Here is a 20,013-nt window from a genome sequence, read left to right on the forward strand (position 1 = left end):
AATCGGTAACGATAGGCGCGTTGAATCAACATGACCGTCATTATACAGTGAATTTAAGGCGTAAGTCAAGAACTTTCTCCTTATATCTCCGGCGTAAACGCCGAAGTTTTACGGAGAGGACGATAAGCAAACCACGCCGCTGCGCTCGAAAGCCTGGAATTATTCGCCATAGATCAATTTCCTTTCGGACAGGACAGACCTGATAAACGAGATCGGTGCTTTTTCCGCAATCTCGTTTTCAGTCAGGATGATGACATCACAACCGCATGGACCATCAAGACTGCATACGACATCATACGCAAGTGACAACCTTGCTTTCGCGGTCAGTCCAGCCCCCCCCTCAACCAGAAGGTCAATATCGGAATCAGAAGTCGCATCGTTTCTTGCAGTCGACCCAAAAAGCCATACCCTTTTTGCGTTGAACGCCTTTGCCAAGGCAGGTGCGGCGACATTCTTCGCAAAGTCAAACCGACCGGTGGATTGAGCAATTCGATTTGCTTCAATGCGTTTCCGAATCAAGGTGGGAGCGTTCAGTTCAACTGTATTCATCAGAATCCCCACGAAACCCCAGCCTTCAGGCGAGGTAATTTTCTATCTACAGGATACGGGTTGAAGGTGCGGGCCTGATATCCCCCCTCACGCTTTTGCTATTTGGATGGGACAACGACTGTCGGACTGGTTCCCAACCGATTGGCGCGGCGTGCGAATCGACGGTCATCGAAACTCATGAATTCAGTGCAGTGACTGCTGGCCAGTAGATGAAGAGCATCAGCGAAATCCATCCTCTTTGTGTGCCAGGCCAAGGCATTGGTGATACGCGACCATTCTTCGACGTTGACGTTGGGTAGACCAAGTATGTGTTTGACGACTCGCATGAAATCATGGGCATCAAAGCCATAAAAGGCGCGCAAGACCCATTCGAGTTCAAGAATCACGGTCAGTGGTACGAACACTTGGTGGGATTCGGTCAGAAGACGATGTGCAATCGGACGTTGTTTTGCTGCCTCAGGGTCAGCCGGGTCATCCACATAAAAACGCGCCAGAATATTGGTATCAAGCGCGATCATCTTCGGCGTCTCGCATGGCAAGGGCGACATCAAAATCGGCAAGATGGCGTTTGCCCGGCCGCTTGCAAACCAGCATGCCAAAACCGTCTTCGGCATTGGTTTGAGCAACCTGACGCTTCACCTCAGCATGGATGACATGGCCTTCCAGGCTGAAATCGAGCTGGCAGCCAGGGGTGATCCCTAGACGACGACGGATTTCAACCGGAATGACGACTTGGCCCTTGTCGGAAACGGTAACGGTTCGCATGATAACGCTTCTCTCTTACATGGTAAGAATATTTTATCACGAAGCATGACTCCGGCAACAGCTAATGGAAATAACCTTGACCTTGCTCTTGGCGAACTTGATGCCGACTACCGCTACCTTGAGCATTCCGGAATGGGTGTCCCATGCAGGGGATATTCAGTGATGAGGTTGAAAATCAAAATGACATCATAATATGCTGTCAAAATGATTCCGGTTGTTATGCGCTTAGTGGCGGGAGAGGATTGTCTGAAACAGGGCCATTTGTCCCTCACTGGTTTCATCCCAACTGAAGCGACTGGCGAATTTCCGGGTGTCTTCCCGGTGGGGAAGAGCGCTGAAGAGATCGATGATGGCCTGACTGAGGGCCTCCGGGGTGCGTTCCTGGACCAGTCTGCCGGCACAGGGTTCGGTGATCAGTTCGGGGCTGCCGCCCACGGCGGTGGAAACCACGGGTGTGCCGCAGGCCATGGCTTCCAGAAGGACGTTGGCCCAACCTTCGCTGACCGAGGCCAGCACAAGGGCATCGGCGGCACTGTAGTGTTTGGCCAGTTCGACTTGGGGGATGTGGGTTTTGAACTGCACGCGTTGGGTGAGACCCCGCTCCTGGACGAGGCGTTCGAGAGTTTTTTGCTCGGGACCCGACCCGATAATGAGGAGGTGGAAAGACGGGAGGGATTCGAGCGCCCGAACCACCAGATCATGGCCTTTTCCGGATACCAGGTTGCCGACGGATACCAGCAGGGGGCCATTGACCCCCAGTTTCTTGCGGGTTTCTTCACGCTCTGTGGGCTGGAACAGAGACAGGTCCACCCCGTTTCTCAGCACGGTGATTTTATGTTCATTGACGCCCAGATGAAGGAGTTCCTGTTTGAGGGCACCGGAAACCGTGATGAGATGGGCGGCGTGACGGGCAGCTCGCTGGATGAGCGCTCGGGGAATGGGGTGGTGGGGGAGGAGATTGAGGTCGCTGCCCCGCGCAGTGATGAGGACGGGTTTTTTTAACCAGCGGCCCAGCAGGGTGGCGGCCACACCATCGGGGTAGAAATAGTGGGCATCGATCAGATCAAAATCCTGCCCATGACGGATTTGCGCTCTGAGCAGGGGCAAACAGGCCAAGGCCATGCCCCAGGGGGCCAGGTTCATGCCGAATTTGGGAATCAGGGGGTAGCGGGGATGTTCGATGGAAATACCATGGCGAACCTCTGTTTTTGGGATTCTGGCCTGTCGGGCATAGTCTCCGAAACGTTCATGGGTGAAGGGAAACCAGGGGACGGGGGCCATGACCCGGGCTTCAATGGGTTTTGTCCCCAGTAACTGGCGCAAACGTGTTTCCACGAAGATTCCATGGTGGGGTTTGGTGGCATTGGGGTAGAGGGAACTGAAGGTGAGCAGGCGCATCGGGGTCAGGGATGCGGGTGGGCGAGCAACCGTTGGTAGAGGGGCAGGTAACGGTGGACGCTGTTTTTCCAGGTACGTTCGGTTTCCACAAAGGCTCGTCCGGCCAGCACCAGATTATGCCGGAGCGTGGGGTCGGTGAACAGGCGATGAACTGCATGGGTCAGGTCCCGGGGGTTGCCTGCTTCGAAGAGGAGCCCGGTTTTTTCATGCTGGATGAGTTCCTTATGTCCACCCACGTCCGAGGCCACGAAGGATTTTCCCTGGGCCATGGCCTCCAGAGGTTTGAGGGGCGTGACCAGTTCGGTCAGGCGCATGGACAGTCGGGGATAAACCAGCACATCGATGAGGTCGTAATATCGGTGGACGTCCTGATGGGGCACACGGCCGGCAAATACCACTTTGTCGGCAATGTTCAGACGCTGGGCCAGGGCTTTCAGGGTTTCTTCCTGAGGGCCTCCCCCCACCAGAAGAATGCGGGCTTGAGGGAGCGTGGTCAGGATCTGTGGCATGGCCTCCAGAAGCAGGGACAGCCCTTCGTAGGCGTAGAAGGAACCAATGAATCCGAGGACCTGGGCATCGGCCAGTCCCAGGTGTTTTTGCAAATCCAGGTCGGGAGGTCCCCCCAGAGGAAAATGGGCGATATCCACGGCATTGGGAATCACGGTAACCTTGTCCTCGGCAATGCCCCGGCTGAGGATATCCCGGCGCAAACCTTCACAGATGGTGGTGATGGCATTCGCCTGGCGAAAAGCCAAGGTTTCGAGGGCGCGGGTGAGGCGGTAACGGAGGCTGCCTTCCTTCGTGGTACCGTGATCCACCGCCGCATCTTCCCAAAAAGCACGGACTTCATAGACCACGGGTATCCGGTATTGACGGCCGACCTTGAGGGCGGGGAAGGCATTCAGGACGGGGGAATGGGCGTGCAGGATGTCCGGTTGGGTTTTTTCGATAACCTCATGCAGGCGTCGTTCCAGCCCTTTCATCACCGCCACCTGATTCAGGAGGGGGAGTGTGCTTTGGAGGCCCAAACGGGGGGGGGTACGGTAGAAGTGCCAGCCTTCGACGGTTTCCTCTGGCACGGTGCATCCCGTTTGTTTTTCGCTGGTCAGGTGGCAGGTTTCCCACCCCAGGGCCCGTTGTTCCTTGAGAATGGATAAGGTACGGAAGGTATACCCACTGTGCAGGGGCAGGGAATGATCCAGGATATGAAGGATGCGCATGGCTCAGAGTCGCAGGAAAGATTCAAACATGAGCAGCGACCAGAGGGGCGCGCTGTAATCGCGGCGTCCTGCCTGATGCTCCTCCACCAGATGGGTAAGGAAGGACGGGTTGAAAATCCCGCAGTCCATCAAGCGTGGTCCCAATACGGAGGCGCGCACCGTCTCGCGCAAAGGTCCGCGAAACCAACTGGCCAAAGGCACCGCAAAGCCCATTTTCTGACGGTACAGGATGTCCTGGGACAAATAGGGCTCCAGGGCTTTCTTCAAGAGATACTTGCCCTCGCCCTGATGCAGTTTGAGGGAGGAGGGAAGACCGGACACCCATTCCATCAGGGGGTGGTCCAGCAGCGGTTCCCGGACTTCCAGGGCATGGGCCATGCTGGCGCGATCCACTTTGGTCAGGATATCGCCCGGCAGGTAGGTTTTGATGTCCAGGTACTGAACCAGGGACAGGGGGTCCTGGGTGGGGGAATTCCGGGCATGGGTTTTCAGCACTTCCACGGCCCGGTAGCCCTGCAGACTGGCGGTAAACGAGGGGCTGAACAGTTGATTGCGCAAACGATCCCCTAATAAGGACACACTGTGAAAATACCCTTCCACCGAATCCCGGGCCAGAGCTTCAAAAGTGCTTTTGGCGCGGAACATACGGGGTGCCCAGTCGGCTTTGGGGTACAGGGTGCCCAGGGTGCCAAAGAGGGGGCGGCGCAGTCCCAGGGGGAGCAGTGCGCGCATTTTTTCTTCCGCCATGTGGAAACGGTAACGGCGATATCCTGCCAGGTTTTCATCGCCCCCATCCCCTGACAGGGCCACGGTGACGGAACGGCGCGCCAGTTCACAGACCCGATAGGTGGGCAGGGCGGAACTGTCGGCGTAGGGTTCGTCATAGAGGGCGGCCAGTTGATCCACCAGGGAAAAATCGTTGGGGTCCACTTCGCTGACCTGATGGCGGGTGTGGTATTGCTGCGCCACTTGTGCAGCATAGGGAGCTTCGTTGAAGCGGGGGTCCTGAAAGGCGATGGAACAGGTATTGACCGGCTCCGTACTCAACGCCGCCATCATGGCAACCACGGCACTGGAGTCCACGCCGCCGGATAAAAAGGCCCCCAAAGGCACTTCCGAGACCAGGCGAATGCGCACCGCTTCGCGCAGTCGTTCCACCAGTTCTTCCTGCATGTCCTGTAGGGAAGTGACCGGAACGGGCGCGAAAGGGATATCCCAATAACGGCGCGGCGCGGAAAGCGGAGCATTGGGGGAAAGAGTCAAATGATATCCGGGGGGCAGCTTGAAGGTATTCCGGTAAATGGTGCGTGGTTCGGGAATATACCCATAGGCAAAGTATTCCTCCACAGCGCAGGGGTCGAGGGTCGGGTCAAAGCCGGGGTACAGGCGCAGGGCCTTGAGTTCTGAGGCGAAGATGAATTTCCCATCGGGTTGGAGACTGTAAAAGAGGGGTTTGACCCCTAATCTGTCCCGTGCCAGAAAAAGTTTTTGACGATTGCGATCCCACAGGGCAAAGGCGAACATTCCCCGGAAACGGTCGACACAGTTTTCTCCCCACTCTTCCCAGGCATGGACGATGACCTCGGTGTCGCAATGGGTGCGAAAGGTATGGCCCAGAGCTTGCAACTCGGGCATGAGATCCACAAAGTTGTAGATTTCTCCGTTGAAGACCACCACCACGCTGCGATCTTCGTTGAACAACGGTTGCTGTCCCGACGAAAGGTCGATGATCGAGAGACGGCGATGGCCCAAACCCACGCCGGGCTCCATGTGCAATCCCCCTTCGTCCGGCCCCCGATGGAATTGGGCTTCATTCATGCGGTCCAGAAGTTCGCGGCTGAGGGAGGATTTTCCCTGGATATCAAAGATTCCGACCAGGCCGCACATCAGGCGGTTTTCCGGCGGCGGACATAAATCGACTTCTGGACAGAACTATTGTTCATCCGGTTTTCCTTGGGGTCAGAGAATCAAGATCAGGGCGTATATTGCCACAGGTCGTTCAGGTAGTTTGCGTTTCCTTCCCATCCCCCGAACAACCATAAAGATCCGGAAGTGCCGATCCTGAGCAGGAGTAACACCAGAGGATTGGAAAGAGGTGTACTATTTCCCCGTTTCCCTGAATGCTTAGGCGAAGGTCGGAAAAAAGAGGGGAATGACTGTAGGGTTTTCCACCAGGATTTCTGTATCATTCGTGAATTCCCGAGAGTGCAATGATTTTTGCCATTGTAGAGCAGATGAATACGGTTGGGAAGGTCGAAAAGTTGACTGATAGGCCGGTGATGGCCATGTCAGTCCGGCGTGATTTTTTGCAGGGAATTTATCCATGACCAAAATAAAATCCAACCGTTATCGCTATCGCTATCGGTACAGAAAAACAAAACTCGTCTTTCTGGGGACTTCTTTTCTGATTTTGGTGGGGGTCGGTGGCGTCTTTATGGAGTATCGTGCCTCCGGTTATAGTGTGGCGGAGATTCTGAACTATCTGGACCGCAGGGTCGAGGGGCATCCCCGTCTGGAGAAATGGACGGCGCCGGTGTTTGCCAGAATTCGAGCCTTGGAGGGTTCATCAGAGTTTCAGGCACAGGCGGCCCAACCTTTTCTGATCCCACCCCCCCCCCCCCGATGGGGGATGGTCCCTTTGAAGGGAGGAGAGGAACAGGCCCTGATCGAGCCCTATCTGTCTGGAGTCTGGTTGGTCCCGCCGGGACCTGTCCATCGTATTCTTCATGTGGGTCCCTCCGAATCCATCAAAAGCATTTCTGTGGCGGCATCCATGGCGCGGGACGGAGATGTCGTTCAAATCGATGCTGGGGACTATCATGAGGATGTGGTGGCTTCATGGGGGCAGAATGATCTGCTCATTCAGGGAGTGGGGGGCAATGCGCGCCTGTTTGCCGAGGGCAACAGTGCCGAAGGAAAAGCCATCTGGGTGGTTCGGGGCGGTCGGATCCGGATCGAAAATATCGATTTCATGAATGCTCAGGTTTCTGATCGGAACGGTGCAGGTATCCGTTTCGAAAAAGGGGACTTATGGGTTCGGAACTGTTTGTTTTTTGCCAACGAGAATGGGCTGTTGACCTCGGATGAAGAAAACTCTTCCCTGGTGATCGAGAACAGCGAGTTTGCCTACAATGGGGCAGGGGATGGTTTCTCCCATGATCTGTATGTGGGAAAACTGAAATCCCTGGTGGTGTTGGCCAGTTACTTTCACCATGCCAATGTGGGGCACCTGTTCAAAAGTCGGGCGGCCCGGAATGACATTCTATACAACCGCCTGACGGATGAAATGGGGGGAAGAGCCAGTTACGAACTCGATTTACCCAATGGGGGCACGGCGCTGGTGTTGGGAAATATCATTCAGCAGGGAACGGACACAGAAAATTCCACGGTGATTTCCTATGGGGAAGAGGGAATGTCCGGGCCGGACAATGTGCTGTACCTGGCCAGCAATACGCTGGTGAACGACAAGGAAGGGGCCGGTGCCTTTTTGCGCGTACCCAAGGCGGGAGCCCGCGTGGTTTCCGTCAACAATCTGCTGGTGGGGTATGGGGAATACCATGTCCTTGCGGGATTGGTCTCTTCCAACGACCGATCAGTGGACTGGCAGGCATTTTACCGGCCGCTCCGTCAGGACTATCGGTTGGAGGCGCCGGTGGAGGAACAATTGCATTATGAGACTCCTTCCCCATCGCTGGCGCCTGATATCGATCTCGTCCCCCGCGCCGAACCTGTGGCGCCACGTCAGTTGAATTTGTTGAAGCATGGCCCGGTTTATCCTGGCGCGCTGCAAACCCTGGCTCCTTGAGTATGTCCTGGGGGGGGCTTGCCGAAGGGATCATGATGCCGCCCCTGGTATTGTTGTTGCCGATCTTTTTGGGCGTGGGGTTGATGAGGGTTGGGAACAAACGCCAGGGTTTTTGGCTCGCGGGCAGTGGGTTGGCGCTGTTCTGGATCTTTTCCACCCCTCTGGTCAGCAGTTTTCTGCTGCATCAACTCATGCCCCCTTATCGGAACCTGCAGGGCAACGAAGCAGACGCCATTGTCATTCTGTCTGCCGGCATGGTTCACAACAGGGCTGAATACGGGGGGGGCGCCCCAAAAATCCTGACTCTGGAGCGAATTCGGTACGGAGCATGGCTGGCCCGTCGATGGAATAAGCCCATATTGGTTTCAGGGGGAGGGGGGGGGCGGCTGGGGGTGTCCGAAGGTCAGGTCATGAAAAATGTGCTGGAAAATGAATTTGGCGTTCCGGTGCGCTGGGTTGAAACACGCTCCACCACCACCCGCGAAAATGCTCTGGATTCTGTTTCCCTGTTGAAAAATGCGGGAATCACCCGGATTTATCTGGTGAGCCAGGCTTGGCATTTGAACCGGGCGATGCCCGAATTCCAACGTCTGGGGATGACGGTGATTCCGGCGGGGACTGGGTACGACGAAGGCGCGATCAGTGGTTTCAGTTTTTTACCCAGTGCGTCAGGGCTACAGAATTTTTATTATTTTTGTCACGAACTGGTGGGGAGGGTTTGGTATTTCTGTCTTGACAGAATCAAACCGAATGCGTCATAGTCGGCTTAAGAATTCCTTAATTTGCGTTAAGCGAGTTTTAAACTTGAGGGGGCTATACTCCGTGCACGTTCAATGTGTCGGGGGGCTTGGGATGTTTGAAATAACAAGGCTACAGTATTCCGGAGGGTACGATTGCATGGCCACTAAATATGATGTCGGGCACGACTGCGACGACGATATCATAGCGTCTTTTTTTGAATCGGTTCCTTCGACATTATCCTCGATGAGTTATGCCATTCCTGAAAATGACGATACGGTATCCCTCTCCACTCAAACCCATGAGTATCGTATCCGTTTGGCCAATACGGAAGAGCGCCATGAATCTGCCAGTATCCTGATCAATCGAATGTATGAGTGGCGGGGCTACAAGAATCTTTCTGCGCAGACCCTGACCGAACCCAACCGGATTACGTTGCTGGCTTATGACAATGATGCGGATGTGATTGGTACCATCTCCGTCGGCGTTGATTCGCCCCTGGGGCTTTATGCGGATTCCGGCTACCACGATGTGTTGGAAGACATGCGTGCCAAAGGCAAGGTTTTATGCGAATTCAATCGGTTGGCCATGGATCCCCAGGTCAGAAACAAACGGGTACTGGCCAGTTTGTTCCATGTAGCCTATCTGTATCCCTATGGATTGTTTGGTTGTACGGATGGATTATTGGAAGTCAATCCTCGGCACGCACGATTTTATGAGCAGATGCTGGGGTTTACCCTCATTGGTTCGGAGCGGATCTGTCCGCGCGTCAATGCGCCTTCGGTGCTTCTGTTGATCGACTTTGAAGAACTGGGGCGAAGGATTCGCGAGGTAGGGGGAAGGATGGATCGGGCAGTGGGGGATCGTTCCCTTTTTCCTTACTTGATGACCGCCAAGGATTCCGAGGGTATTTTGGGCAGACTTCGCCAAATGGCCTATGATTCTCCCAGTATCTCGTGATGTTTGGTTATTCCGATGCCTTTTCGCGCAACATAGGCTGGCTGACCCGGGCCGAGCAGGGCTCCCTGGCAAACAAGTGCATTGCCATTGCGGGGATGGGCGGGGTGGGGGGCAATCACCTGCTGACCTTGGCCCGGTTAGGGGTGGGGCGGTTTCATATCGCCGACTTTGATACCTTCGAAATCCATAATTTTAATCGTCAGGTGGGGGCCACAGTCTCTCATCTGGGCCGTTCCAAGGTTCAGGTGCTGGCTGAAATGGCCAGGGACATCAACCCCGAACTGGAGATTCGCACGTTTCCCGAAGGGGTGACGGAGGCCAATGTGTCCGATTTCCTTTCCACTGTGGATGTGTACGTCGATGGACTGGATTTCTTCGCTTTTTCGGCGCGCTCTATGACCTTTGACGCCTGTGCCGAGGCCGGGATTCCCGTGGTGACAGCGGCTCCCCTGGGGATGGGGGCGGCGGTGGTGAATTTCATGCCTGGGGGAATGTCCTTTGAAGAGTATTTTTGCTGGGGGAAAGGGACGGACGAAGCCAAAGCCTTGCGCTTTTTGTTGGGATTGGCCCCGGCCCGACTGCACTTCGACTATCTGGTGGATCCCTCTTCGGTGAGTTTGAAAGAACGTCGGGGACCTTCCACCTTCATGGCATGTCAACTCTGTGCGGGCATGGCGGCTACCGAGGTATTAAAAATTTTGCTGGGGCGGGGTAAAGTCTGGGCGGCTCCCTACAGTCATCAATTTGATGCCTACCGGAATAAATTGGTGCGTACCTGGCGACCGGGAGGGAACCGTCATCCACTGCAAAGAATTGCGCTCAAGATCGCTGAAGGACGGCTGGCAAAACTCAACGAATGATGAGTGGGCGAGGACAAAATGACAGCCGCAGAACAGATCAAGGAAATTCTGGAGTGGGCGAAATGGGCCCCGAGTGGGGACAATACCCAACCCTGGCGTTTTGAAATCGTTTCCGATGGGCAGGTCAATGTCCACGGATTTGATACGCGAGCCCATTGTGTCTATGATCTGGGGGGGCAGGCCAGCCATTTGGCGCTGGGGGCGCTCCTGGAAAACATGCGTCTGGCTGCCACCCGTTTTGGTTTTTCCACGCAGATCGTGGAACGGGCGGGGTGTCCGGAAGATGCGCCGGTTTTTGAAGTAACGTTCATGGCGGACTTTCTTCAGGAGGATCCCCTGACGGAAATGATCAAGATCCGCTCTGTCCAGCGCCGTCCCTATCGTCTCGATCCTCTGACCCCGGAACAGAAAAATATCCTGGAAGCCTCCGTAGGGCCGAACTATCGGGTGTTGTGGTTTGAAAGTTTATCTCAGCGCTGGGCGTTTGCCTCGCTTACCGCACGGGCAGGAAAATTGCGCCTGACGATTCCAGAAGCCTACGCAGTTCACCGCGATATCATCCAGTGGGGCGCACAGTTCAGTGAAGACAGGGTGCCCGATCAAGCCATCGGGCTGGATGCGCTGACCCTCAAGTTGACGCGCTGGGCCATGGCGAGTTGGGAACGTGTGGATTTTTTTAACAGGTACCTGGCCGGGACCTGGATTCCCCGGATTCGCCTGGATTTCATTCCGGGCTTGGCCTGTGCGGCCCATTTTGCGCTGGTGGCTGAAGCCGTGCCGCAAACCCTGGGCGACGATGTCGAAGCAGGAAAGGCGCTTCAACGTTTCTGGCTGACGGCGACGCAGTTGAAACTGCAATTGCAGCCCGAGATGACCCCCCTCATTTTCAGACGGTACGCGACTCAAGGGGTATCCCTGTCTATCCGGGAAAATGCGCAGCCACAGGCAGAGTGCATTGCCTTTGCCCTGGATAAATGGATGGGCGGAAAGGAGCAGGCCGATCGGGTGGTCTTCATGGGGCGAATCGGGTACTCGGTGCCTGCCCACGCCCGTTCGACCCGTTTGTCCTTGCTTCGATTACACTGGTCCGGAAAATCATGAAAGGAGAAAGGAATCGCCATGGCACCCACAGGATCTGAAGGACTCATTGAAAAATTGGCTCTGATTCCCGATGGGGGAGAGGTATTTCATGGGGTAGCTCCCTTGCTGGAACGATGGTGTGCCCGCCTGGCCGAGGTCTTCGATGCGGAAGGAACCTCGGCCATGGTGTTTGATGGCGAAGGATTGCAGTTGTGCGCTCACTATGGTGACCTTCCTGCCGTGGCTTATCGGGGCAAGACCAAACAGGGCGAGGGGATTGCCGGTCAGGTGCTGGCCTCGGGAAAGCCTTTGTTGGTGGAGGATATCGAGGCATCAGAATTTTTTTCTCAGGCTCGGTATCCGAAGAATCAGGGGAAAAGTTTTCTGTCTGTACCGTTGCTGCGGGATGGGCAAGTGGCAGGGATCATGAATGTGCGGGGTGGGTTCCAACGCCCCTATGAGGCACAGGAGTTGCATGGATTGACCATCGCCGGACTGCTGGTGGAACGGGATATCCAACTGGTGCAGATGCGGGGGGTTCTGCGCTCCAATTTCATTACGGTGGCTCTGGAAAAAGCTCACCGACCGGACTTGAATGCCATGGTGAAAGCGGCGGAAGATCCGGGTAAATTGGCCAAATTGCTGGCACGCTCCTTCTACCGGGAGTTGCGCAAGGCAGGATTTGCCTCGACTCAAATCATCATGGCAGCTACGGAAATCATTTCGGGGTTGGGATCTTCGTTGCGCGATGCGCGTAAGAAAGATCGCTGAAGATCCGACGGGAGTGTCAGAAAACTTTACACATCCGAAAAATCGGCTTGAAGTAAAAAATACATTATTGTTGGTTATCAATACAATACGATTTCTGGCATGACTTGTGCTTATAAGTTAGGGCAATCCTGATCATAGGCAACTAACCGGAGTAAAACATGAATCTTCAAAAAAAATCTCTCGTCGCAGTTCTGGTCGCTGCATCAGCGGCGGTTAGCGCGATATATTCTACTACCGCTTCTGCGAGTATCGCCATTCCCTCTTTTAACCTTGACTTGCCTGGTCTGCCTATCATCCCAAATGTCACAGAACTTGATTATAGTGGCATGAGTTATGTGACCAACACCCCAGGAAGCGGTTCTACTTTAAATTCGACTGATTTGGGTGTGTTCAATTTCACTCAATACAATGGAGGTACCTCTTTGCCATTGTCAGGTGGTCAATTTACCGCAGTGTTGAACGCGACGGATACGACTTATACAACTGGACCTAACGCCGGAACATTTACCTTCAATGGCGGTACCCTTGACCTCTACTATAGCCCCACCACGACCTATGGTACTCCGGGAACTTTGAACGGGGCTGTGAACAGTGGAAGCGTAGACTTGGCCCATTTTACTATCGCGAATACGGGTAACCCGTATACTTCTGGTGGTACAGGACTGACTGCTGCGGGTACTCCCACCAACAACAGCCAACTTGAATTAACCACGACCAATATCCCTCCTGTGTCCGTGACGGGTACGCCCTTCTTGAATCTTGCAAATGCTCCTTTGAACTACAGCATGTTGTTAGGTTTTGTGACCTCAAATGCTAGTTTACTGAGTCAAGCACTGATTACGAGTAATGGTTACCCCGCTTTTGGAGGGCCCGGAAACAACAATAATGCCCCCGCCCAAATGTACATCAGAAATGGTGGACAGGCCGTGTTACAGTATGCTCCTGAGCCTGCTACCGTAGCCTTGCTGGGTTTGGGATTGGTTGGAATCGGCCTGTCCTTGCGTCGTAGAGAAGGGGTTTGACCAATTAGGTTAATCAGTCAGACGCGCCGTCGCTCCAATGTGTAATCGGTAATATTTCTCGTACTCGATGAAAGAAAAGAGGCTCTGTGAAGAGTCTCTTTTCTTTTTGGCCAAAATCACCCAAAGTGTGTTAAGGTAATACCTGATCTTTGATCGGGGAGGGAACGCCATGCCACAGCCACACATTGACGCCAAGACCGTATCCGTGAAACTCGACGCGGACACCCGTACTCGTGTTGAAAATCTGGCCGAAGCCCGTCACCGTTCGGCGCATTGGATAATGCGTGAAGCCATCAGCCAGTATGTTGACCGAGAGGAAAAGCGCGAAGCCTTTCGGCAAGACGCCATCAAGGCGTGGGAGGAATATCAGGAAACAGGTTTGCACGTCACCGCCGCAGAGGTCGATACCTGGCTTGCCAGTTGGGGGACTGAAAACGAACTGCCAGTGCCCGTATGTCACCTGTGATCTACGCTCCCGGTGCCATCCGCGACCTGCAACGGTTGCAGGAATTCTTGCGCCTAAAGAATCCAGTTGCGGCTAGGCGAGCCGCCGATACGATCATGAAAGCCGTGCAAATGCTTGCACTTCAGCCACAGATTGGCCGACCCGTGGATGACCATGGGCCGAACGAGTACCGGGAATGGCTGATCGACTTTGGCGACAGCGGTTATGTCGCGCGTTACCGCTTCGATGGTGAGACCGTCACCATTCTGGCTGTGCGTCACCAAAAGGAGGCTGGTTACTACCAACCGCCTGTTGTATAGATTGCTTTGTAGTGATCGACCATGGTTTTCATGCTGAAGCGATCCAGCGCGGGGACATCGTTGGACGTACATTGACATAGCAATGCAGTTGCATTACCATCCAGACATCAACCCAATTACTGCAGGAGGCAGCCATGGTCGCTACCCTCGAAGTCGAATCCACTCTGACTGACCGTTACCAGACCACTGTGCCGGAAACCGTGCGTCTTGCCCTGCGCTTGGGCAAGCGGGACAAGATCCGCTACACCATCCGCCCCAGCGGCGATGTGGTGCTGACGCGTGCCGAAGCTTTCGAGGGAGACGATCCGGTGCTCGGCCAGTTCCTCGGCTTCCTTGCCCACGACATCACTCGCCATCCTGAGCGCCTGCTGTCCTTGGATGCTGGCCTCGTCCAACGGCTCCAGTCCCTGGTCGGTGATGTCGAAGTCGATCTTGATGCAGCCCTTTCGGCAGACGATGAATGAGCGCGGGGAAGCCCGAGTTCCTGGTTATTCATGGTTGGACGGTCTTCGCCCATCCACTGTTCCTGGCGCAGATTGAAGCGCTGGCACGGCAGGTCGAGACCCTGAAGCAGAAGAATCCATCCGGGTACGTAAAGAAGAACGCCAGTAAGCGACTGGCCGCGATCACCAAGTTGGCGTTCGATGTCATCCCACAAGATCCGGCGAGATCGGAGTACCGCCAGGGTGGGACGCTCGGTGACGATCACAAGCACTGGTTCCGGGCGAAGTTTTTCCAGCAGTACCGACTGTTCTTTCGCTACCACGCTCCGAGCAAGGTGATCGTCTACGCCTGGGTGAATGACGAGGACACCAAGCGCGCTTATGAGAGCAGCGACGACGCCTACCGAATGTTCCGCAAGATGTTGGAAAGCGGACATCCGCCTGATGATTGGGATCAACTCCTGGCCGAGGCCAAGAAAGAATCGCAGCGGATGCAGGATTCGCTGGCAAGGCCACCAGCAACGCAGCGATAGCGGCACGGGGCGTTCTGAGTGTGGGAGACAACAGTAGCTACCAAATGCCAACCGTCATCTTGTAACATTCGAAGTGCTTCGCTGACTATCATTGCCTGTTGTATAGATTGCTTTGTAGTGATCGACCATGGTTTTCATGCTGAAGCGATCCAGCGCGGTGTGGCGCGCCTGATTCCTTTGCTGAATCAGTGTGGGGTGATCCAGCAGGTAACCGAGCAGTGCGTGAACCAGGGCGGGGACATCGTTGGACGGGATGAGTGATCCATCGATGCCGGGAGTCACGAGTTCGGGGTTTCCGCCCACCGCGGTGGCAATGACCGGGACCCCCGAAGCCATGGCCTCCAGAAGGGTATTGGAAATGCCTTCGGCCAGGGAAGGCAGCACAAACAGGTCCAGATGGCGCAGAAGGGTGGGGATGTCATGACGGGCACCGGGCAACCAGACCCGATCCGTCAGTCCGGCACGATCCAGCAAAGTCTGACAGGGTGCCCGGAGTTCCCCCTCTCCGATCATGACCAGCCGGAGTGACCCTGCCAGTTCCTTGGGGGCTGTTTCCACTAGAGTGATGAAGGCCTGAGCCAGGATCAATTGATTCTTGACGGCCTGCATACGACCCACGGTGCCGAGGGTAAAAATTTTTTCGGTGGAAGAAAAAAAAGGAAAAGGGCTGGGTTCACCGTCTGCGCGGGGATGGAAGAGATCGGTGTCCACCCCGTTGTAGAATTGGGAAACCTTGCCTGGAGGGACACCGATCCCCTGCGTCAGGTAGTGTTCCAGATCTTGCGATAAGGCGATGACCCGATGGGTCAGGGGCAGCAACAACCGTCGAAACCACCGATGTTTTTTATTGCTGCCGTCCAGATCCGACATGTCCCGACCATGTTCGCCATGGATTCTGTAGGGAACGCCCGCCAGCAGCGCCGGCACCACAGCCACTAGGCTGGTGAGATTGCGGGTATGGACGATCGCCGGTTTGAGTCGCCTGAAATGACGCCAGAGACGCCCGTAGACCCACAGGTCCTTCCCCTCTTTTTTGTCGAGATCGATCAGGAGGACATCCGCGCGCTGAATGCGTAGGGCAAAAGCGGGATCATGGCCTTTGAGACATAAAATGGCATGTCGAAACCCATCGGCGGGCAGATGGTTGATCAGGTTTACCAGTCCGTTTTCCAATCCGCCCACATCCAGGCGATAGATGACGTGGGCAATGAGGGGGCGAGAGTCCGGGGGCATCACTGGGATCGAGGCTGGTTGAGGTGTTCCAGTGCCTGCTGGATTTCCGGGAGCATGGCCTGGCTGAAAGACTGCAGGCTTTGTTGCGCCTGCGAGGTATTGCCCGAGAGGAAGGGCGTGGAGAATACCACCACGGCGGCACCATCGCCCTGACCTTTGAGTACGGACCATGCTTCCCACGCCTTGACGGCATAGGGGCTGGAAACCCAACGCCGGTCCACCCAGTAGCAGTCCCATACTACCCTGCGCTGGCGATCGGAACGAATCAGGGTTTCCGTGAAGGGAAGCGGGGAAGTCTGGACGGAAACCCACAGGGGGTGTGCAGATTCGTGGGTTTTTCCCCAGCGGTGGTCCTGAGGAATCACCAGGGTGTTGCCGGAGGTAATCAGGGAGGATCCCTGGGTTTGGTTACGATAGTAGGCAATAAAGACCGTGACCGGGGGTGTTCCTTGGAGGGGGGTATAGGCCTCTGCGAATTTGATTCGCTCCCCGGTGTAATGGGGGGTCCAGTAATCGCTTTCGAGAGGTACCGAAGACCAGGGGGGAGGGGCCGTAAGTACGAAAGAGGTAGGGTTGGCTGAAGATCGGGACAGGTGCTCCAGATAGTCCACATGCCAACGGGGGAGGAGGGCAAGGAAGACCAATATCCCAAGGGGGGCCAGATTTATTTTGGCGCGTGGGACGGCAATACCCGCCGGGGAGGGAAGTATTTCCGGGGAAAAGGGTTCCTGCAGGGTATCTTCCCGAAAAAAAGAGCCGATCCAGAACAGCAGGAACATCACCAGTCCAAAAAATAGCCAGCCATAGATGAGGTGATCCACGCCCACCGCCAATTTCATGCCGCTGAGATGACCGATCAGAATGATGAGATAGGCACGCACGCCATTGGCAGCCACGGGTACTATGAGAGAAGCCAGCAAAAACAGGAGTTTTCTGGTCCAGTGGCGATAGGCCAGGTGGGCAAACAGGACGCCCAGGGTCAGGGAGGCGATCAGGTAGCGCAAACCACTGCAGGCTTCCACCACCGACCAGTTGCCAGTGGGGAGGGTCAGAAAATTCCCTTCCCGGTAAACCGGTATGCCGGTCAGATGGATGGCAGCCGTGGCAAAATCCGCAGTGAAATCCATCAGCGGAGGAATGAAGGATTCACCAAAGGGCACGGCCAGAAAAAGGAACAGAAGGGGAAAGAGCAACTGACGGAAAGCGGCGTTGCCGATTTGTGACCAGGTGGCACACACGATCATGCCCACCAGAGAAAACTGTTGAATGATCATGGCATTGGACACTTTTCCCAGTTCCCAGGCCAAGGCAAAAAAGGCGAAGACTACCAGGGCCGACCCGCTGACGCCGGGGGGAATGTTTTTCAGTGCATCCCGTTCCCGCCAGATCAACCAGAGAGAAATGAAGGGGATCAGTCCTCCATGCAGGTAGGTTTCGTTGCCCAGCCAGGTATGTACGGTGAACTGGACGACGGGATAGAACCAGAGCAACAGAAGAAGTGCCATGATACCGCTGAGGGTCAGGGGTCTTTTCCAGGGTTGGGGAAAACCGGTCATGGGGCAGTCTGTCTGGTTTGAGCCGAGGAAAGCAGGTCATCCACCACTTTCAGGTTAGTGGCCCAGTCAAAATGCCGCATCACCCACTGACGATGAGCGGATATCCGTTGGGGCGGGCCTTGCAGCCAGGGTTGCGCCTTCGCTACCCATTCTTCCTGGGTGGTGGCGGTCAGACAGCCGGGACCCAGGGAGGGGATGTCCAATCCCTCCATGGCCTGTGCGCTGGCCATCAAGGGTTTTTCCATGGCCAGAGCTTCCAGAATCTTGTTCTGGATGCCGCAGGCAATACGCAGGGGCGCCACCACCCAATGGGCATGAGCGAGGTAGGGACGGACATCGGCCACGCGTCCGGTGACCTGAATACCTTCCCCTCTGCCCAACTGTCGAACGCTGTCCGTGGGGTTGGACCCCACGATATAAAAGTGGAGGTTGGGGTGTAGACGACGGAGGTGGGGGAAAATGGTTTTTCCAAACCACTCCACGGCCTCGGCATTGGGCCAATAATCCATGGCCCCCGTGAAAACCAGTGCAATCTGCGCCGGGGGGTAGGGATTGGGATGAGAAAGGGACGGATCGAAGTAACGGGTATCCACGCCATTATTATACCAATGAACTTTGGGCGCACAGTGGGGGGCCCGGTCACAAAATATCCGGGCTTCATGGGCCGAGACGAACAGGGAGGCGTCAAAAGTGCGGGCAATATGACGTTCATAGTCCAGCAACCGGCGTCCTTCCCGCCGATATAACCCGTTCATGGGCCAGGATTTGGCGCGGGCATACTGGGTCCATTTATCCGAATCCAGGTCCACAAAGTCCATCAGGCGGTACGTTTGGGGATACCCTTCGACATATTGGGCCATGGATGAAGAAAAAACCACGATGCGCCGGATCTGTTCCCTTTGAATCACCGCATCGACCCACTGTTGCAGGGAAGCCTGGTAATAATAGGGCAGGGTGAGGGCCTGTCCCGTCCATAACCCCCTCAAACTGGCCCATTTTGATCGTCCGGGATGCAGGGGAAGGAGACAGGTGGAGGCGCACAGGGCTTTGACCTTGTCCTGATGCCACCAATCCTCGGGGTCATCGATAAAGGTGCCCAAATGGACCGCGTAACGTTGCGACAGGTGTTGAAGCAAATGGTAGGAACGGATCTTGTCCCCCTTGTTGGGGGGGTAGGGAATGCGATGTACCAGGAACAGAAGGGGTTCCATCAGCCCAGATACTTCACCAGTTGGGGGCCGAGCCAATTTGCCACCGGCATGGGTAAATGGCGCCAGGCTTTGATGAAGAACTGGTATTTCGGATTGAGGGGATTTTGGTCCGGAACTTCGGCGGCTCCATAGAGACGATATTCGTAGTGCAGGGGGGTGGGTTCGAATCCCCAGTTCTTTTTGAAATGGTAGGATCCTGTACCCAGTTTGCTGCGTCCATAATCGAATACCCGATAACCCCCTTCGCAACTGCGCCGCAGCAATTCCCAGTACTTGAAGTCATTGGCGGCGAGGTTGCGGGCCGCCAGGGTATCCCCCGCATAGTAAGGAAGCACTTCATCCCGAAAATAAAAGGTCAGGACGCTGCTGACCACCTGCTGGTCCTTCAACACCGACAAGACTTCACAATCCTGACCGAAGGTGGATTTCAGCAGGGCAAAGTAATGGTAAGAAAAGGTGGGGGTGCCATGACGCAGCATGTTGTCCGCAAAAACCTGATAAAACCGGTGGACGGTGTCATCGATTTCGCTGACCAGGCCATTCTTGATCCCACTGCGAACCATGGCCCGTTGTTTGCGCGGAATGTTTTTCATGTTCTGTTCCAGATCGGGATCGATGTCCCGACGAAACGTGACATACAGTTCCTTGCGTGGCCAATCGAGGTGCAGGGAATGTCTTTGACGATATTCCAGATGGTCCACCTTCAGCCGGACAGCCAGATCCTGGGCGGCTTGGTCCAGTTGCCGGGTGGCCTCGGGCGAAAGGGCGGCGATTCCTCCATACACGCAAAAGGGCAGGGAAGACAGGGCGTGTCCGAAGTAGAAGTGGCGGATCTCGGCTAAAGGCAGGATACCCTGAATGCCCTGAGCATTCTCTGCCAGAAGAAAGTGGGTCCGGTGGCCAAAAGCTTCTTCGATGATTTTTTTCCAGCCGGCGCGATGAAAAAAAGTGGCTTGGGGACAGATGGCGACAAAGGCATCCCAGGCGGAATCATCGGCTGCTGTCATGGGGCGAACGGTCAATTCAGTCATGAGGCATCATCCTGCAAAAAAACCCGATCGACGCGGTCCCAATGAAAATCACGCAACAGCGTCGAAATTTTCC

21 protein-coding genes are annotated in these 20,013 nt (G+C 55.3%); 11 read left to right on the forward strand and 10 right to left on the reverse strand.

Features of this window, described 5'->3' with window-relative positions:
* Window positions 1-159: 159 nt before the first annotated feature.
* The 6 genes from IV91_RS0112185 to IV91_RS0112210 all read right to left on the reverse strand — a co-directional run bounded on the left by IV91_RS0112185 (window position 160) and on the right by IV91_RS0112210 (window position 5,819).
* Entirely contained in the window at window positions 160-561 is a 402-nt protein-coding gene (locus IV91_RS0112185; RefSeq protein ID WP_233418464.1) for a nucleotidyltransferase family protein, read from the reverse strand.
* 86 nt (window positions 562-647) lie between these two features.
* Window positions 648-1,067: a type II toxin-antitoxin system VapC family toxin gene (locus IV91_RS0112190; RefSeq protein WP_031598817.1), complete on the reverse strand. Its 420-nt coding sequence runs from the start codon at window positions 1,065-1,067 to the stop codon at window positions 648-650.
* A complete protein-coding gene (locus IV91_RS0112195; RefSeq protein ID WP_031598819.1) occupies window positions 1,054-1,314 on the reverse strand; it encodes an AbrB/MazE/SpoVT family DNA-binding domain-containing protein in 261 nt (86 codons plus the stop codon). Before IV91_RS0112195 ends, IV91_RS0112190 begins: the two co-directional genes overlap by 14 nt.
* A 225-nt stretch (window positions 1,315-1,539) precedes the next feature.
* The gene (locus tag IV91_RS0112200; protein ID WP_031598821.1) at window positions 1,540-2,712 is read right to left on the reverse strand and encodes a glycosyltransferase family 4 protein; all 1,173 of its coding nucleotides are present in this window, start codon (window positions 2,710-2,712) and stop codon (window positions 1,540-1,542) included.
* A gap of 5 nt (window positions 2,713-2,717) precedes the next feature.
* On the reverse strand, window positions 2,718-3,932 hold the full coding sequence (locus IV91_RS0112205) for a TIGR04063 family PEP-CTERM/XrtA system glycosyltransferase (protein WP_031598823.1): 1,215 nt from the start codon (window positions 3,930-3,932) through the stop codon (window positions 2,718-2,720).
* Between the two features lie 3 nt (window positions 3,933-3,935).
* A complete protein-coding gene (locus tag IV91_RS0112210; protein ID WP_031598825.1) occupies window positions 3,936-5,819 on the reverse strand; it encodes an XrtA/PEP-CTERM system amidotransferase in 1,884 nt (627 codons plus the stop codon).
* A gap of 436 nt (window positions 5,820-6,255) precedes the next feature.
* On the opposite strand from IV91_RS0112210, the gene IV91_RS16935 reads away from it, so the two are divergent.
* The 11 genes from IV91_RS16935 to IV91_RS0112270 all read left to right on the forward strand — a co-directional run bounded on the left by IV91_RS16935 (window position 6,256) and on the right by IV91_RS0112270 (window position 14,909).
* A complete protein-coding gene (locus IV91_RS16935) occupies window positions 6,256-7,737 on the forward strand; it encodes a right-handed parallel beta-helix repeat-containing protein (RefSeq protein ID WP_051862678.1) in 1,482 nt (493 codons plus the stop codon).
* Window positions 7,738-7,739: 2 nt separating this feature from the next.
* Window positions 7,740-8,498, forward strand: coding sequence for a YdcF family protein (locus tag IV91_RS0112225; protein WP_031598829.1), 759 nt, complete (start codon window positions 7,740-7,742; stop codon window positions 8,496-8,498).
* A 136-nt stretch (window positions 8,499-8,634) separates the two neighbouring features.
* Window positions 8,635-9,435 carry an N-acyl amino acid synthase FeeM domain-containing protein gene (locus IV91_RS0112230; protein ID WP_035418048.1) on the forward strand — a complete coding sequence of 267 codons (801 nt, stop codon included), beginning with the start codon at window positions 8,635-8,637 and terminating at the stop codon, window positions 9,433-9,435.
* Complete coding sequence (locus IV91_RS0112235) at window positions 9,435-10,295, forward strand: ThiF family adenylyltransferase (protein ID WP_031598831.1); 861 nt, start codon at window positions 9,435-9,437, stop codon at window positions 10,293-10,295. The genes IV91_RS0112230 and IV91_RS0112235 overlap by 1 nt, the downstream gene beginning before the upstream one ends.
* 18 nt (window positions 10,296-10,313) lie before the next feature.
* Window positions 10,314-11,396 carry a nitroreductase family protein gene (locus IV91_RS0112240; RefSeq protein ID WP_031598832.1) on the forward strand — a complete coding sequence of 361 codons (1,083 nt, stop codon included), beginning with the start codon at window positions 10,314-10,316 and terminating at the stop codon, window positions 11,394-11,396.
* An 18-nt stretch (window positions 11,397-11,414) separates the two neighbouring features.
* Window positions 11,415-12,146 carry a GAF domain-containing protein gene (locus IV91_RS0112245; RefSeq protein ID WP_051862684.1) on the forward strand — a complete coding sequence of 244 codons (732 nt, stop codon included), beginning with the start codon at window positions 11,415-11,417 and terminating at the stop codon, window positions 12,144-12,146.
* Window positions 12,147-12,304: 158 nt separating this feature from the next.
* The gene (locus IV91_RS0112250) at window positions 12,305-13,168 is read left to right on the forward strand and encodes a PEP-CTERM sorting domain-containing protein (protein WP_084190094.1); all 864 of its coding nucleotides are present in this window, start codon (window positions 12,305-12,307) and stop codon (window positions 13,166-13,168) included.
* A 169-nt stretch (window positions 13,169-13,337) separates the two neighbouring features.
* Window positions 13,338-13,634, forward strand: a complete 297-nt coding sequence (locus IV91_RS0112255; protein ID WP_031598838.1) for a CopG family ribbon-helix-helix protein — start codon at window positions 13,338-13,340, stop codon at window positions 13,632-13,634.
* Window positions 13,622-13,933 carry a type II toxin-antitoxin system RelE/ParE family toxin gene (locus IV91_RS0112260; protein WP_031598840.1) on the forward strand — a complete coding sequence of 104 codons (312 nt, stop codon included), beginning with the start codon at window positions 13,622-13,624 and terminating at the stop codon, window positions 13,931-13,933. The genes IV91_RS0112255 and IV91_RS0112260 overlap by 13 nt, the downstream gene beginning before the upstream one ends.
* A gap of 134 nt (window positions 13,934-14,067) precedes the next feature.
* Window positions 14,068-14,397: a type II toxin-antitoxin system PrlF family antitoxin gene (locus tag IV91_RS0112265; RefSeq protein WP_031598842.1), complete on the forward strand. Its 330-nt coding sequence runs from the start codon at window positions 14,068-14,070 to the stop codon at window positions 14,395-14,397.
* Complete coding sequence (locus IV91_RS0112270; RefSeq protein ID WP_031598844.1) at window positions 14,394-14,909, forward strand: type II toxin-antitoxin system YhaV family toxin; 516 nt, start codon at window positions 14,394-14,396, stop codon at window positions 14,907-14,909. Before IV91_RS0112265 ends, IV91_RS0112270 begins: the two co-directional genes overlap by 4 nt.
* A 54-nt stretch (window positions 14,910-14,963) precedes the next feature.
* Here the strand turns inward: IV91_RS0112270 and IV91_RS0112275 are convergent, their stop codons facing one another.
* The 4 genes from IV91_RS0112275 to IV91_RS0112290 are packed head-to-tail and all read right to left on the reverse strand — an operon-like array spanning window position 14,964 to window position 19,940.
* Window positions 14,964-16,142: a TIGR03088 family PEP-CTERM/XrtA system glycosyltransferase gene (locus tag IV91_RS0112275; RefSeq protein WP_031598846.1), complete on the reverse strand. Its 1,179-nt coding sequence runs from the start codon at window positions 16,140-16,142 to the stop codon at window positions 14,964-14,966.
* Complete coding sequence (xrtA, locus tag IV91_RS0112280; protein ID WP_035418050.1) at window positions 16,142-17,698, reverse strand: exosortase A; 1,557 nt, start codon at window positions 17,696-17,698, stop codon at window positions 16,142-16,144. The genes IV91_RS0112275 and xrtA overlap by 1 nt, the downstream gene beginning before the upstream one ends.
* Entirely contained in the window at window positions 17,695-18,909 is a 1,215-nt protein-coding gene (locus IV91_RS0112285; protein ID WP_031598849.1) for a TIGR03087 family PEP-CTERM/XrtA system glycosyltransferase, read from the reverse strand. The genes xrtA and IV91_RS0112285 overlap by 4 nt, the downstream gene beginning before the upstream one ends.
* Window positions 18,909-19,940, reverse strand: a complete 1,032-nt coding sequence (locus IV91_RS0112290; protein WP_031598850.1) for a FemAB family XrtA/PEP-CTERM system-associated protein — start codon at window positions 19,938-19,940, stop codon at window positions 18,909-18,911. Before IV91_RS0112290 ends, IV91_RS0112285 begins: the two co-directional genes overlap by 1 nt.
* Window positions 19,941-20,013: the final 73 nt, after the last annotated feature.

This window comes from Ferrovum myxofaciens (assembly GCF_000735045.1).
Taxonomy (GTDB): Bacteria; Pseudomonadota; Gammaproteobacteria; order Burkholderiales; family Ferrovaceae; genus Ferrovum; species Ferrovum myxofaciens.